The following is a 14911-nucleotide window of genomic DNA, read 5'->3' as shown; positions in this document are numbered from 1 at the left end:
TGAGTGGTTGAAATGTATACAACGATGCTATCGAGGGGGAAGCGATTGGGTTATGCGGCCTACGAGCGATTGCTCCAGTGGGAACTGTCAGGAACGCCGGACCACGTCGCCGTCATTCAGGACGGGAACCGGCGCTACGCCGAGAAACAAGGGGCCGAGAAGCAGGAGGGCCACACAGAAGGGGCCGAAACGACGGAGGCGCTCCTGAACTGGTGTGACGAACTCGACATTCGTGAGGTGACCCTGTACGCGTTCTCGACGGAGAACTTCGACCGCGACCCCGAGGAACGGGAGCACATCTTCGATCTCGTCGAACAGAAGCTCCGGACGTTTGCCGACGCTGACCGGGTCCACGAGGCCGGTGTGTGTATCCGCGCCATCGGCGAGACGGAGATGCTTCCCGAGCGAGTCCAGGACGCCATCGACTACGCTGAGGGGCGAACCGCCCAGTACGACCAGCTCAACCTCAACGTCGCGCTGGCATACGGCGGCCGGGCGGAACTGCTCGGTGCGGCCCGCGACGTCGCCGCTGCCGTCGAGAGCGGGACCCTCAATCCGACGGATGTCTCCGCGGAGACTATCGAGGAGCGGCTCTACGAAGGACCGACCCGCGATGTCGACCTCATTGTCCGGACGGGCGGCGACGAACGCACCTCGAACTTCCTGCCGTGGCACGCCAACGGCAACGAGGCTGCCACGTTCTTCTGTACCCCCTACTGGCCCGAGTTCCGAAAAGTCGACTTCCTGCGAGCGATCCGGACGTACCAGAACCGCGAGCAGTCCTGGCGGACGACCCGTGCCCGCCGCTCGCTGGCACTGGTTCGTGCCATCGAGCAGTCGGAACTCCCGACGGCCAAACGGATGCTCGGACGGTTCCGGGACGCGCTCCCGAGCGCCGAGCGTGAGCAACTTGAGGACGAGTACGAAATCGCAGACTGACCTCTTACCGACCGAACCGCCGCTGGCGCTCCTGGTAATCCCGCAACGCCCGCAAGTAATCTCGAAGCCTGAAGTTCTGCCAGTTCACGTCGGTGAAATACAGCTCCGAATAGACGGACTGCCAGATCATGAAATCGGAGAGCCGCTCGGCCCCGGTCTTGATGACGAGATCCGGGTCGGTCGGGAAGACGAGGTGCTCTTCGACCGCGGCCTCGTCGATGTCGTCCGGGTCGAGCGTACCCGCGTCGACGTTTTCCGCGAGTTTCTGGACGGCCGTCGCGAACTCCGACTGCCCGCCGAGACCGATGGAAATCTGAATCGGTGCGTCGGCCGTCGTTTCGTCGTCCGGTACTCTGACCGCTATCTCCCGTGGCGCGGTGACGTTTTCGAGTTCGCGCTGGAGCGTCGGGATCGCCTCCTCGTCGAGAACGCTTACGTAGACGACGACGGTATCGGCACCGTACTGGACGGCCCAGTCGAAGAAACGCTCTAGCGTCCGGTACGCACCGTCTCCCAGCAGATCCCGCTCCGTGATTACCAGCGCGACCGTCTCGGGCAGGTCGGCGTCGCTGCGCCGAACGCGCGCTGCGAGATATCGGTCGTATAGTCCCACGCCCGCCGGTATGCTGACAGCCCCGGTAAATCCCACGGTACCGTCCCCTGAAGTTCGGAAAGGGTAAGTGCCTCTCGGGGATACCGGTGGGACGTGACTGGCACAGTCCGTCGGGCAGGCGCGTTCGCCGCCGTGGGGACCCTCGCGGTCGTCGTCCCGGCCGCAACGGGCTTTCGCTCGCTCGAACTCGCGACTGTCGCCGCTATCGCGCCCTTCGTCCTCGTCGCCGCGCTCGGCGTGACGGTCATCGGGCAGGACTCGCCGCTGTTCGACCTGTTCGCGCGTCCCGGTGACTACGAGGACGGGAAACTGTACGGCCTGGCGGCCTTCTCGCTTGCCGCCGCCGGACTCGCACTCCTGGCCGTCCGGTTCAGCTTACCGGTCCCGGTGTTCGTCGGCGTCGTCGTCATCGTCGCCTACGGGAACCTCGGTCAGCGGCTCGCGTACACCGTCCGATCTGATGATGTCGTCGCGACCGCCGGCTTCGTGCTCGTCGGCTTCGTCGCCGGCGTCGCGGGGCAGGTGCTCGGAACGCAAGTCCTGGCCGCCGTCGGCGAGGGAGCGGCCGCTGTCGACCTTCCGCTCGTGCTGTTTCTTGCCGCCAGCGGTGCGTTCGTCGCCGCACTGCTTCGTTCGGTGCTGTTCGAGCGGGACGACCCGCTCGTGATGCTCACGGTGGGACTGCTGCTGTGGCTGTTTTTCGAACTCGACCCGTCGGTGACGGCACAGCGCGTCGTCATCGCGCTCGCCGTGACAGTACTGCTCGGCTATCTCTCCTACGCGCTCGACACCGCATCCCTTCCCGGGATGCTCACTGGCGTCCTCCTCTCATTTTTGACTATCGTGCTCGGCGGCTTCGGCTGGTTCGCGATGCTGATTTCCTTCTTCGGACTCGGTGGCCTCTCGACTAAGTATCGTTACGAGGAGAAACTGGATCGTGGCATCGCCGAGGAGAACGAGGGCGCACGCGGGAGCGGGAACGTGCTCGCGAACTCCATCATCGCGCTGTTCGCTGTCGTCGCTGCGGCAGCGAGCCCGAGCCACATCGCCGTCAACCCGCTGCTGTTCTTCTATGCGTTCGCCGGGGCCGTCGCCGCCGCGATGACCGACACGTTCTCCAGTGAGTTCGGCGGGCTCTACGACAACCCGCGGCTCATTACGACGCTCAAGCCCGTCGAGCCGGGCACTGACGGCGGCGTGACCTGGCAGGGCGTTGCCGCTGGAGCCGTCGGCGCGGGCATCATCGCCGGCATCGCCGCGCTCACCCAGGACATCGGCACGGTCGGCGGCGGCGTCATCCTCCTGTGTGGGCTGGTCGGTATGACTGTCGACAGCCTGCTGGGCGCGACCGTCGAGGGCTCGGTCGTCGGCAACCAGGGCGTCAACATGCTCGCGACCCTGGCGGCCGCGCTGACCGGGGCCGGCGCCGTGCTGGCCGTCGGACTCCTATGATCCGCGAGGCCCGCCCCGAAGACGAGGTTCGTCTCCGGGCCATCCAGGCGAACGCGCTCGACGAGCCGTGGCCGGAACTCCTCGGCGTCGGAATCGACGGTCCGCCGCTCGTGCTGGTCCTCGACATCGGCGAGCCGGTCGGCTACGCACTGGTGGTGCCGGACCGCCCGGTCGCGTACCTGGCGGAGTTCGCTATCGCGCCCGGAAAGCAGGGGCAGGGACTTGGGACGGTACTGATGGACGGGCTGCTCGACAGACTCCGGACTGGTGGGTTCGAGACGATCAGACTCACCGCCCGCGCGGACGACGAGCGAGCGCGCTCCTTCTACGACGGGTTCGAGTTCTCGGTCGCCGACGAGCTACCCGACCACTACAACGACGGCGACGGCGTGTTGCTCGTCCGGGACCTCTAGCCCTCGACGCGAACCTGCACGGCCGTCGGCTGTTTGACGTACTCGCCGTGGCCAGCGGCGACGACGACCCCGACGCCGCGCTGGGCAGCGACGTCAAGGAGCTTCTGCGTACAGTCGCTGTCGATGACGACGGTTCTGGGGACTTCTTCGGCCGCTTCCAGCAGCGAGACGACGTCGTCGGCGTCGCCCTCAGCGAGCAGCGTCGCGTCCTCGTCGACCAGCCTGGCCGCCCCGCTATGGTTCTGAATAACGGCTTCGATGTGGTCCGAAAGCGAGGGGATGATCTGTTCCTCGCCGCCTTCGGTCGCGCCCTCGTCTGTCGCGTCGTCAGCCACAGCGGTTGCGTTCGAGTGGTCCGTTACGCTCGTCGCCTCATCGGTTGTTTCGGCCTGCGCCGACCCGGCCTGCGGACCGGGTGCGGGCTGGCTGTCAGCGGTGTCCTCCGACATCGCGGCCGCCACGGCACCGCCGTCAGCGGTCGTCGACTCCCCGGGATGGGACATCTCCTCGCGGATGCTGTCGAGGCTCTTGGCGCTTGCGACCGTCTCGTACGGCACCTTGTCCCGGAGCGCCGACATCACCTCGCTGCGTGAGAGGTCCTCGACGGACTTGCCGGTGGGAGTGACAGCGACGTAGTCCACGTCGCCGACCTGCGCGAGCTCCTTCAGAATGAGGTCCCCGCCGCGGTCGCCGTCGAGGAACGAAGTCACTGTCCGGCCGGCCGTCAGGTCCGCGATAGCGTCAGGGACGTCCGTTCCCTCGACCGCGACGGCGTTTTTGATGCCGTATTTGAGCAGTTGCATCACGTCCGAGCGACCCTCGACGACGACAATCGCGTCGGAGTCGGCCACCCGCGGGCCGGCCGGGAGTCCCTCGTAGTCGGTCACATCGGCGACCCGGACCTGCTGTCTGACCGTCTCGACGATGTCTTCGGTCTGGATCGATTTCTCCTCGAAGTCATTCAGGAGTTCTGTCGCGCGCTCGACGACTTCGCGCCGCTTGGCGCTGCGTACGTCTTCTATTTCTGAGACCTCGATTTCGGCGCGACACGGCCCCACCTGTTCGATGGTCTCCAGTGCTGCGGCGAGAATCGCCGTCTCAACTCTGTCGAGGCCGCTCGCGACGGTGATCTCACCGAAGGACTGTCCTCCCTCAGAGCGTATTTCCACGTCGATGCGGCCGACCTTCTTCGAGTCCTGCAGGTCCCGCAGGTCCAGTTCGTCGCCGAGTAGCCCTTCCGTCTGGCCGAACACCGCGCCGACGACGTCGCTCCGCTCGACGACTCCCGCCGCCGTGATGTCGGCATGTATCAGATATTTCGCCGTATCTTGCATGATTGTCCTGTTTTCCAGCCCGTCGAACGATGTTCCGACGGACTGCTGTCACTATACTGATGTTGGGTAGTACAGCGGAATAACCTTGCGCACGCGAGTCGATAATGAACAAACCATAGCTCGGTGGAACTGCGAGCCGACATCGCCTGAGTTGAGCGGCGAGCCGACACTGCCTCTGTGGAACGTTCTATCCCCCGACAGGTCGGCCACTCACTCCAGTAGCGGACGCATGCCGTCGATACCCGCCTGGATGGCGTCGACCGGCTCCACGGGGTTGTCGTGTTCGAAAACGAGCCATTCAGTCCCGGCCTCGCGGGCCGCATCCACCACCGCCTGGAGCGGGACGACGCCGTCACCGAGGGCGGTTGGCTCCCCGTCCTCGGTCATGTCTTTGAGGTGGACAACTGGAACGCGCCCGTCGAGTCGCCGAATCAGTGCGACGGGGTCCTGGCCCGCCGCGTGCGCCCACCCGGCGTCGAACTCGAAGCCAATCGTCGTCTGATCGACGAGCGCGTCGAAGGCGGTGCCCTCGCCGAGCGGGACGAACTCGTGGTCGTGGTTGTGGTACAGCAGCGGTTGGTCGAAGTCCTCGTCGAGCTTTGTGAGTAGAGTCGCAGTCGACTGGATAGCGCTCTCGCTGGCGAAATGGTCGTCGTCGAGGTGCGGGAGAACGACTGACGGCGCGTCGAGCGTCCGAACCTGATTGCGAACGGTTCGGGGGTCGGACTGCAGCTCTTCCAGTTGGATGTGGACGCCGGCGATACCGAGCCCCGTTTCGTCGAGCGCGCGCCGGGACGCGTCCGGGTCGCCGATGCCGGCGAACTCCACGCCGTCGTAGCCGGCAGCCGCGATACGGTCGAGTACGTCCGATAGCGGCTCCCGGAGCTCTCGGAGCGTCCAGAGCTGGATCGCTGTTTCCATACCATTGCTGCGAACGCTGTCGTAAAATAACTGGACGGACTACCGGGGGGCATGGGATTCACTGAAACGGAGATCGACCCCGCACGGTTCCTCGAAGACGTAGAGATGCGTATCGGCGAAATCGTCGACGTCGAGCCGTTCCCCGAAGCCCGCAAGGACGTGTACAAGCTCGACGTGGATTTCGGCGACGAGACCCGTCAGTCCGCCGCGGGACTGACCGACGTGTACGATCCGGAGGAGCTGCTCGGCTCGCAGGTCGTCGCCGTCGTCAACCTCGGGACGGTCTCTATCGCCGGTTTCGAGAGCGAGTGTCTGGTCACCGGCGTCGACAGCGAAGAGGGCGTCGTCCACCTGACGCCCGAGCGGAACGTCGAGCCCGGGACGCGGGTGTATTGAAGGCGAATTCTGTGACGTGGGTGTATTGAAGAAGATAGTTCTTCAACGGGAGTTGGTGAAGATTCGTTACCCATTAGTACCGGCAGCGGCTAGCCTGTCGTAATATGAGTACGGTCAGGGCCGCTGGGTGGACAGTCGTCGCGCTCGTGTTGATGGCGCTGGCAGTGCCGTGGTTCCTCTGGGACACCAGCGCGATTGCCGCGGGGCTGCCGGTGTGGCTGTGGTGGCACATCGGGTGGATGGCGCTCGCGAGCGTCGTCTTCGCCGTGTTCGCGCGCACCGACTGGGGTCTCGGCGTCGAGGAGGTGCAGTAGCGTGGCCGACACCGCGCTCCAACTGGGCATCGTCGGCGCGTACATGGTCGTCGCGCTCGCGGTCGGCGTGGTCGCGTATCGCCTGACCGACCGGACCGCCGAGGACTACTACCTCGCGAGTCGGACGCTCGGCACGGTCGTCCTGCTGTTTACCACTTTTGCGACGCTACTGTCGGCCTTTACTTTCTTCGGCGGCCCGAACCTCGCGTTCAGCGCCGGCCCCGAGTGGATTCTCGTGATGGGGCTGATGGACGGCATCATCTTCGCTGTCCTCTGGTACGTACTGGGGTACAAGCAGTGGCTGGTCGGCAAGCGCCACGGGTACGTCACGCTCGGTGAGATGCTGGGCGACCGGTTCGGGTCGACGGCGCTCCGCGTCGTCGTTGCCGCTGTGAGCCTGTTCTGGCTGTTCCCGTACGTGATGCTCCAGCAGAAAGGCGCGGGCCAGGCCATCGTCGGCCTCACGAACGGCGCGGTCCCGTTCTGGGTCGGCGCGGGCGGGATCACGCTGTTCATGATTCTCTACGTCACGCTCTCGGGGATGCGCGGCGTCGCCTGGACGGACACGCTCCAGGGGCTGTTTATGCTCTCGCTGATCTGGGTCGCCGTCGCCTGGGTCCTGTCGGCCGTCGGCGGCGCGGGCGAGGCGACGGCCCTGCTGGCGTCCGAGGAACCCGCCTTCGTCGGTCTCGGCGGCGGCCTCTACACGCCGCAGTTCATCATCTCGACCGCGGTCAGCATCGCCTTCGGCGTGACGATGTTCCCGCAGATCAATCAGCGCTTCTTCGCCGCCGGCTCGAAGAAGGTTCTCAAGCGCACGTTCGCGCTCTGGCCGGTGCTGGTCCTGCTCCTGTTCGTCCCGGCGTTCATGCTGGGCGCGTGGGCGGCGGGCCTCGGTATCACGGTGCCGGAGGGCGGCAACGTCATCCCGGCGCTGCTGGGCGAGTACACGCCCACGTGGTTCACCGCGCTGGTCATCGCCGGCGCGATGGCCGCGATGATGTCCTCAAGCGACTCGATGCTGCTGTCGGGCTCGTCGTACCTCACCCGTGACCTCTACCGGCCGCTGACCGGCCGCGATGACGCCAGCGACCGGGAGACCGACCGCCGCGAGGCGCTCATCGCCCGCGTCGGCGTGGTCGCCTTCGCCACCCTCTCGTTCGTCGCGAGCCTCTACACGCCGGGGACGCTGGTCCAGATCGGCGACACCGCCTTCAGCGGCTTCGCCCAGCTAACTGTCCCTGTCGCGCTGGCGCTGTACTGGCAAGGGACGACCCGCTCGGGGATGTACGCCGGCGTGGTCGGGAGCCAGGTGTTCTACGGCCTGCACGTCTTCCCAGTGCTTGCGACGATTGGGGGACTGGTCGGTCTCGATGTCGCCCTGCCGACGGCCTACCTGGGCTGGACGCCCGGCATCGTCGGCATCTTGGTCGGTCTCGTGCTGACGGTCGCCGTCTCGCTGGTAACCGCTCCCGCCGCGACCGAGAATCGCACTGCCTACGCCGTCTCCGGCATCGAAAGCGACTGAGACGGTTCGGTCTGTGTCCTGGCCGTTCGGCGCAGCAACCACCGGACGGCAGCCGCCGGCGGACATGTAAACCTACAAAAGCGTCCAGACTAATGTCCCGGTATGGACTCCGACAAAAACGTCGGCGGTCGCGACCGCCTGATCCGAGCGGTGCTGGCAGTCGTCCTGACAATCGTCTCCCTGCGCTGGCTTCGCAGCGGGAAGCGCAAGCGCGGCCTGCTCGCCGGCATCGGCGCGCTCGGCCTCGGATTCAACGCTTCGACGGGCTACTGTGGCCTCAACGACACGCTCGACATCGACACGACGGCCGATGACGACGACGTGTTCGCACCGAGCGACGCGGGCGACGAACCGGCAGCCGACGAGTCGACAGACGTGAGCGTGGATTTCACTTCGTCTGACGACACCGAGGCCTCGAACGTCCACGCCAACGGCACGCTGACCTGCGCCGTCTGTGAGGACCCCATCGTGCCCGGGGAGCGCCGCGGACCGAACGACGAAGGCGCTATCGTACACGAAAGCTGCGAGTAACGGCTTGCTTGCCGCGGGCCCGCACCGGCCCCATCCTGGTTCTTTTCACAGGCGTCGCTCCGCCGTATCAGGCCGGTAGACACTCGTGCTGGTCGGCTTCTCTGCCGAAAGTGTAGGAAGCTGGCAACGTCCTATGGCCGTCGCCGTGCGAGGAATACCGCAAGCGACAGCGCGAGAACTGCCGAAACGACGCCGAACCCGGGTCCGTTCCTGGCTGACGTCGCGCCCGTGTCCGCGCTGTCACTCCCGTCGGCGCTGGCGGCGTCTTGGTCGGAGGCGACGCCATCGGCTGGTGTCGGTTCATCGCCACCCGGCGTCGCGGTGCGCACATCCGTTTGCGATTCGGGTGCGGTGTCAGTCATCACAGAAGTTTGGGTTTCTGTCCCAGTCTCAGTCGCCTCGGACTCCGGCGTGGACGTAACTGCCGGCGAGCTCGAGTCGTCACCGCCACCACCGCCGCTGTCGTCGCCCGAAACACTGAGAGTCGTGACTTCGGTCACCGTCTGCCCGTTGCCACCGGTGGCCGTCGACGTCAACGTGTACGAGCCACCGGAGTTGCCGGTCACTTCGTAGGTCAGTGTCCGAGTTTCGCCGCCCGCGATGTCGCTGTCGTCGGTCCCGGAAGTGAGGGTGGACGCGTAGCCATCGGCATCGCCGAGCGAGGCGTTGTAGCTCGTTGAGACGTCACCGGTGTTGTGGATGACAACGTCGAGTTCGGTGGTCTGGCCAGCGTCGACGGTGTCCGAGGAAATGCTGTGCGAGACGGTCAGGCTGGCGGGGCTCAACACCTGCAGACCGGTCTGGGTGGCGTCCGAGCGCGTGCTCGAGGAACTGGTCTCGTCCGCGGTGACAGAGGCGGTAATCTCACCGCTGTAGTCGCCAGTCGCGTCCGCGCTGCAGTCGAAGACCGCGCTGCCGCTCCCACCACTGATCGAAACGGACTGGGTGCCCGCAGGCGAGCAGGAGATGCCGTCCGGTAGCGTCAGCGATGCCGCGACGTTTTGCACGTCCTGCCCCGAGACGGACACCTCGATGTCGAAGGAGTCCCCCTGTGCGACACTGTCGGGGATCGCGACGCCCGTGATCGTCAGTGAGGCAGCGGCGACAGGCGTCACGGCGACGGACAGTGCGACTGCCAGCGTGATCAGCAGAGTGACCGCCGTAGGCATCCGTGTCATGGACCCACCTCAATGAGGGTCTCATTGACCGCAGTAGCCTGTGGCGTGTCAAGCCGGACGAGATACACGCCGTCCGACCGCTTCTCTGAGAGGACGCCGTAGTAGGTACTACCACGTTGCTGATTCAGCCGGACGGTGTAGCTTTCGTTTCCACTGACGACGGTCGCGGTCGCGCCCGGCCGGTCAGTCTGGATGACGAGGTCCTCGGTCGTGTTGAACGTCTCGTTGCCCTGCCCGATGCCCGTGCCCACCGTCAGCGCCGGCGAGCCGCTCGCAACCGGGGCGACGTTCCGCGACCTCGTGACGGTCCCGACGTCCGGCACCGAGAGCTTGAAGACGTAGGTCCCCGCCGATGGCAGCGTCACGGATTCCGTGCTGTTGGTGCCGGCCGAGAGGCTGACGCTCCGTTCGACTGCCGGTGAGGACGCCCCCGGCGAGAACACCGTCAGCGTCCCCTTTGCGTCAGTCGAAGAGGAGAGGGTGACATCAGTCGACTCTCCAGCGGTGACAGTTTCTGGCACGGTAATATTGGCAGACTCCTGCTCGCTGACCACTTCTGTCAACGTCGAGTCGACGGCAACCGCAGCGTCATTTTTGAGTCCCGCGGAGATCGTCACAGACCCGACGCTACTGCTATCGTCGGGAATCGTGAATGTGGGGGTGTACGGCGCCGTCCCGCTCGTGCTGAACGACTGCGTGATCTCGTTGCCCGATGGCATCACGACCCGGAGTTCGCCGCGGTCGGCGTCGACGTTGTTGCCGGCCGTGTCGACCGCGTCGACGGTCAACGAAATCGTATCACCCGGCGCGTAACTGCTCGCGTCGGCACTGATCGTCGTCTCTAGCGAGGTGACGAGGAAGCCGTTGTAATCCTGCGTGCGTCGTTTGTCCGTGATGTGTGTCTTGAGCACGTATTCACCGCTCGTGGCGTCACTGGCGAGGGTGTGATCGACCGATGCGGTCCCGTCAGCACCAGTCGTGGCCTCGCCGAGTTTCGTCTCTGCGGCTCCTTCAGTGTCGATTGTGAAGACGACCGTCTCGCCCGAAACCGGTGCGCCGCTGGCATCGGTGACCGACGCGGTGAACGTGCCCGTCTCACCGGGTTCGTACTGTCGCTGGCCCGGGTCGGCTTCGATCGATAGCGCGTTACCACCGGTGACGTTCAGCACCGCATCGGTCGTGCCGGCGTTGCCGTCAGTCGTTCGGACACGGGTCGCAAGCGTGTAGCTCCCTTTCGGGACGTCGGAGGGAACGTTGATATCCAGCGTGGCAGTGCCGTCGCCGCCGGAAACCTCACCGTTTGCCTCGTCGACGATTTCACCGTAGGCGAAGACACCGACGTCAACCGCCGCGCCGTCAGCGACATCGCTGCCGCCTGCAGTCGCCGAGACGTTCACAGTCTTGCTGTCGCCGGGCTCGACCTCGTACTCGTCGACAGCATTACCGTTGCCGTCCTCGAACGCGACTGAGAGATCGCTGACACCGAGGTACGTCCGTGCCGTCTGTCCGTCGACCTCGACTTCTACGAAGTGCGGGCCGGGACTGCTCGCTGACAGCCCGGTGATAGAAACCGTCCCGTCGCTGCCTGTCGTACCTGAAGCCGACGAACCGACCTGTCGGGGCGGCGACTCTGCCGCGTAGAGGCGTGCGGTGACGTCCTTGTTACTGACTGCGTTCCCGGACGTGTCACGGACAGTCACGTTCGTCGTGATGTCCTCGCTGGGGCTGTAACTGAACTTGTCCGTGTCGGCCGCGATCGAGGCGTCCCGGACAGCAAACGCAACGGTCGTCTCGACAACGTTGCCGTTCGAGTCGTTGATCGCGGCGATGGTGGCTCTGTGCTCGCCGACTGGCTGTGTGCCCAGATCGAGCTGATAGAAGCCACCGGGTTCCTGCGTGTTTGCGATCACGGGCGATTCGAGTTCTTCGCCATCGATCCTGCGTACTGCGACCGCATCAGCAGCGCCCGCGGGATTGCTCTCGACGTCGACGAGGACATTTTCGGAGGACGTGTACGTCCGACTCACCGGTTCGGCCCGCAGGTCGAACGATTGCACGCGGAAGCCGGTACCCGAGAACTTCCGGATGATGCCCGTGTCGGTGTCTTTGAGCACCTCGACCTCGACGAAGTTGTCACCGGACCAGCTCTGGCCGTCCTCCGAGAAGTTCGCCGGATCGAGAGTCGTCGTGAACTCACCACTCGCGTCGGTGGTGCCACCGATCCGGTTGTTGCCGACCGCCACCTCGACGCTTGCGTCCGTGACCGCTGAGCCGTCGCCGGAGTCGCGCGCCGCGACGGTCACCTCCACTGACTCGTCGGGCCTGTACGTCCGCTTGTCTGTCTCGACTGAGACCTGATACTTGCTGACACTGACCCACCTTTCCGCGATCCCCTGACTGGAGCCGCTGTCGACGAACGCGAGCACGCGGTAGTCGCCAACGCTATCGGGCATGGAGAGTTTGAACGTACCCTCGCCGTTCGACACGTCCGAACTCGGGTTCTTGTTGGTCACGACGTTGCCGTTCTCGTCGATCACCTTGATCTTGACATCGTTTTTGTTCGCGCTGATCGCACTCGGCGGGTCCTGGGTCGTATCGTAGGCGCTGATTCTCCCAAGGATCTGGTCACCGGGGCCGACCGAACTCGAACTCAGGTCGATGCCGGTCTGGAACCCACTGACCGTCACCCGTGTCTCCCAGGTCGTGTTGTACGTACGCGTCCCGTCTTCGTGGGTCGCGGTCACGATCAGGTCGTACGTCCCGGCGTCAGCACCCAGATCCGACGGCTTCAGGGTCTTCGTTTCGAACACGCCCTTCCCGGCCGTGCTGTTGTAACTCAGTGACGCGCGGTCGCTGACTTTCGTGCCGTTCGGGGCGGCGAAGTGGACCGTCGCCGAGCTGATTTCGGCGGCGGTGTATCCACGTTCGTCGACCGGGTCGGTGATGTTCACCGCGTACTCGTTGTTCGCACTCCGTGTCAGGGACGCCGGTGCACGGCTCCGGATCGGCGCGATGTCGAACTCCTTCCCGCGGTCGAGTGTCACGGTCGCCGTGGACCCCGAAGAGACGGACACCGACGTCGAGTCCTTGACCGTCGTCTGTCGGGTCCATTCGGTCGCAGGTCGGACTTCGAGTTCGTAACTGCCAGCCGGAACCGGTATCTTCGCCGTATCGGTACCGTCGAGGTTGAATGCCTGACTGCTACCGGGTCCGAGGTAGGTAACGACGTTGCCGGTTGAACTGTCCCGGATCACCACTTCGTTCTCGAAGAAGAACCCGAAGCTCCCGGTATCGGCACTGCGCGGCGAGTTGGCCTGGTCGACGATACTCTTGTACTCGTCGACCGAAACTTCGATGTAGCCGGCCTCTTCGAGCGAACAACTGGAACTCGTCGTCGACCCCTGGCTGACGGAGACGTCGTTCGTACAGAGCCACTTCGTCGGGGTGCCTACTCCCCAGACGTTGTAGTTGACGCGAGTGCTCGCGTCGGTCGTTGGCGAGACCAGTGACACTTTCGCGCTGCTTGGCTTGGACTTACCGAACGTCACCTGATTGAACGACTCGCTGGCCGCCGAGCGCGTCCGTGCCCCCGTTCGACTGGTGTACTTGCCGAGCGTCGTCTGCATGACACCGGTCTGGAGTGTACTGTATCCACCACCCTGCGTGACATCGATAGAAAGCTCGCCCCCGTCCTTGATCTGCATCTTGGGGATGACGGTCTTGGTGGATCTGATCTTGTAGCCCTCGCCGTTGTTGTCGTGGACCGTCGGGTAGTACTGCAGCGTCGACCCGTCGGTCTTGTCACTCACGAGGGTGAGCTTGTACCGCGTTCCCTGCCCCGGTTCAGGCGCGGTGGCCTCAGTCTGGGGCAGTCGCATCGAGAACAGCCCGTTCGAGTCCGTCGACGTCGAGTTGATCATCCGGAACCCGTTGCCCCCCGAGTACCTGTCCTCTGCGACGACTACAACATCCTCAACCGGCTCGCCGCTGGCGTTGACGATCTGCCCCGTCACCGTCGACTTCGAAGCTGTTGCGCCGACTTTTAGTCCGGTCTGGGTCATCCCCGCTGTCGGGACGGTGAGATAACGGGTCTCGGTGCCGTAACTCCCGCTGTTGGTTATCTCGATCTTGTACGGCGTCGCCGGCTTGAGGAAGACTGGCGCCTGTGGCTTCCCGTTTTTCTTGAATACGACGTTGCCGGTGTTGGTGTTGGTCACCGTGACGGAGTCGACGCTAACCGTATGTGTCCCCTGGGACGCATTCGATATCTCGAAGAACGCGGGTGCGTACGGTTCTGTGCTCTTTGCTGTGGTCGCGCCCGTCGAGTCGAGCCGCGTCGTCGCGTTCGACTCCGGCAGATTGTAGCCTCTGAGCGCGATAGAGGAACTGAACGATGGAGAACTGGGATTACTGATCGTGCCGCCGGCTGACCAGTCCTGTTTGGCGACGGTCACGGACGCCCCGTCTTTGGGTTCCGTACATGTGCCGTTCGACATCGCTCCGCGACAGGCGTAGACAAGTTTCGACTGGGACTGGCCGTCAAAGAACACGCTACCCACTGACTGGTTGGTTTGTGCGTCGAGAACCACAAACGGCATCACACCGGAGATCGCGTTCCCGGCGGAGTCCTGCGGGGTTATGTGCCGGTAGTTCGCCGTGACGACGTCCCGGTTTGCGGGAGCAGCGTTGCTGTATGACGTGCCGCCAGCCGTCACGTTGATCTCAATGGGGTCGTCGGTCTTTGGTGCCTCTGCGCTGTCGAGCGTGAACGTCGCCCGGGTCGGTTGCGAGTCAGACGTCGAGATCCCGTCCCAGGTACTCTGCTCCGAAAGCGGATAGGACCGGGCAGTGACACCACCATTGCTGTTCGTCAGTTTGTTCGTTCGGTCGGTCCCGTCACCGGAGGCGTTGTAGTAGAATCCGAAATTATCGAGCTTGGAACTCGTTTGTGCCTCCACGACGACTTTAACGCCGCCCGTGTTCCCAGCGGCTTGCACGTCAATGACCTCGAAGTTCGGACTGGTGTTACTCCCAGCCTGCGCGGTCCCGATGGCCGAACTGCCGCCATGCAACGCGACCGGTGCGAACGCGTACGAGGCGATCAGTAACCACGCGAGCACCACCGCGCGGAACTCGTTACTCATTCCGGTCCCCCCGCAATGTCGGGGTTCCATCCCGGAATGATATCTGTTCGCATGCACTCATCCATCCCAGTGGCATGCTGGCCACTTCACCGACAATCCGAGATATAGGCTTTGTCCCAGTTATCACTGATAGAAACATATTTGAGAG

At 64.5% G+C, this 14911-nt stretch carries 12 protein-coding genes; 7 read left to right on the top strand and 5 right to left on the bottom strand.

What is annotated here, in order from left to right; translation table 11 throughout:
- The first annotated feature begins 12 nt into the window (after positions 1–12).
- A complete protein-coding gene (gene uppS, locus ACOZ4H_RS06315) occupies positions 13–939 on the top strand; it encodes a polyprenyl diphosphate synthase (protein WP_424328490.1) in 927 nt (308 codons plus the stop codon).
- Positions 940–943: 4 nt separating this feature from the next.
- On the opposite strand, the gene ACOZ4H_RS06310 is transcribed toward uppS, so the two are convergent.
- Positions 944–1552 carry an undecaprenyl diphosphate synthase family protein gene (locus ACOZ4H_RS06310; protein WP_424328489.1) on the bottom strand — a complete coding sequence of 203 codons (609 nt, stop codon included), beginning with the start codon at positions 1550–1552 and terminating at the stop codon, positions 944–946.
- 93 nt (positions 1553–1645) lie between these two features.
- Here ACOZ4H_RS06310 and ACOZ4H_RS06305 point away from each other — a divergent pair, with 93 nt between their 5' ends.
- Entirely contained in the window at positions 1646–3004 is a 1359-nt protein-coding gene (locus ACOZ4H_RS06305; protein ID WP_424328488.1) for a DUF92 domain-containing protein, read from the top strand.
- Positions 3001–3417: a GNAT family N-acetyltransferase gene (locus ACOZ4H_RS06300; RefSeq protein ID WP_424328487.1), complete on the top strand. Its 417-nt coding sequence runs from the start codon at positions 3001–3003 to the stop codon at positions 3415–3417. Before ACOZ4H_RS06305 ends, ACOZ4H_RS06300 begins: the two co-directional genes overlap by 4 nt.
- Here the strand turns inward: ACOZ4H_RS06300 and dnaG are convergent.
- On the bottom strand, positions 3414–4751 hold the full coding sequence (gene dnaG / locus ACOZ4H_RS06295; RefSeq protein WP_424328486.1) for a DNA primase DnaG: 1338 nt from the start codon (positions 4749–4751) through the stop codon (positions 3414–3416). The genes ACOZ4H_RS06300 and dnaG overlap by 4 nt on opposite strands.
- Before the next feature lie 210 nt (positions 4752–4961).
- Complete coding sequence (locus ACOZ4H_RS06290) at positions 4962–5672, bottom strand: sugar phosphate isomerase/epimerase family protein (protein WP_424328485.1); 711 nt, start codon at positions 5670–5672, stop codon at positions 4962–4964.
- 51 nt (positions 5673–5723) lie between these two features.
- Here ACOZ4H_RS06290 and ACOZ4H_RS06285 point away from each other — a divergent pair, with 51 nt between their 5' ends.
- The 4 genes from ACOZ4H_RS06285 (at position 5724) to ACOZ4H_RS06270 (ending at position 8441) form a co-directional block, all read left to right on the top strand.
- Positions 5724–6068: a tRNA-binding protein gene (locus ACOZ4H_RS06285; protein ID WP_424328484.1), complete on the top strand. Its 345-nt coding sequence runs from the start codon at positions 5724–5726 to the stop codon at positions 6066–6068.
- 104 nt (positions 6069–6172) lie between these two features.
- Positions 6173–6382 carry a DUF3311 domain-containing protein gene (locus ACOZ4H_RS06280; protein WP_424328483.1) on the top strand — a complete coding sequence of 70 codons (210 nt, stop codon included), beginning with the start codon at positions 6173–6175 and terminating at the stop codon, positions 6380–6382.
- Between the two features lies 1 nt (position 6383).
- On the top strand, positions 6384–7910 hold the full coding sequence (locus ACOZ4H_RS06275) for a sodium:solute symporter family protein (RefSeq protein WP_424328482.1): 1527 nt from the start codon (positions 6384–6386) through the stop codon (positions 7908–7910).
- Positions 7911–8012: 102 nt separating this feature from the next.
- Positions 8013–8441, top strand: a complete 429-nt coding sequence (locus ACOZ4H_RS06270; RefSeq protein WP_424328481.1) for a YgaP family membrane protein — start codon at positions 8013–8015, stop codon at positions 8439–8441.
- A gap of 131 nt (positions 8442–8572) precedes the next feature.
- Here ACOZ4H_RS06270 and ACOZ4H_RS06265 read toward each other — a convergent pair whose 3' ends face one another.
- On the bottom strand, positions 8573–9619 hold the full coding sequence (locus ACOZ4H_RS06265) for a PGF-CTERM sorting domain-containing protein (protein ID WP_424328480.1): 1047 nt from the start codon (positions 9617–9619) through the stop codon (positions 8573–8575).
- Positions 9616–14763 carry a hypothetical protein gene (locus ACOZ4H_RS06260; RefSeq protein ID WP_424328479.1) on the bottom strand — a complete coding sequence of 1716 codons (5148 nt, stop codon included), beginning with the start codon at positions 14761–14763 and terminating at the stop codon, positions 9616–9618. The genes ACOZ4H_RS06265 and ACOZ4H_RS06260 overlap by 4 nt, the downstream gene beginning before the upstream one ends.
- Positions 14764–14911: the final 148 nt, after the last annotated feature.

This window comes from Haloarcula amylolytica, from assembly GCF_049705545.1.
GTDB lineage: Archaea > Halobacteriota > Halobacteria > Halobacteriales > Haloarculaceae > Haloarcula > Haloarcula amylolytica_B.
This window is presented reverse-complemented; position numbering and strand designations above follow the sequence as displayed.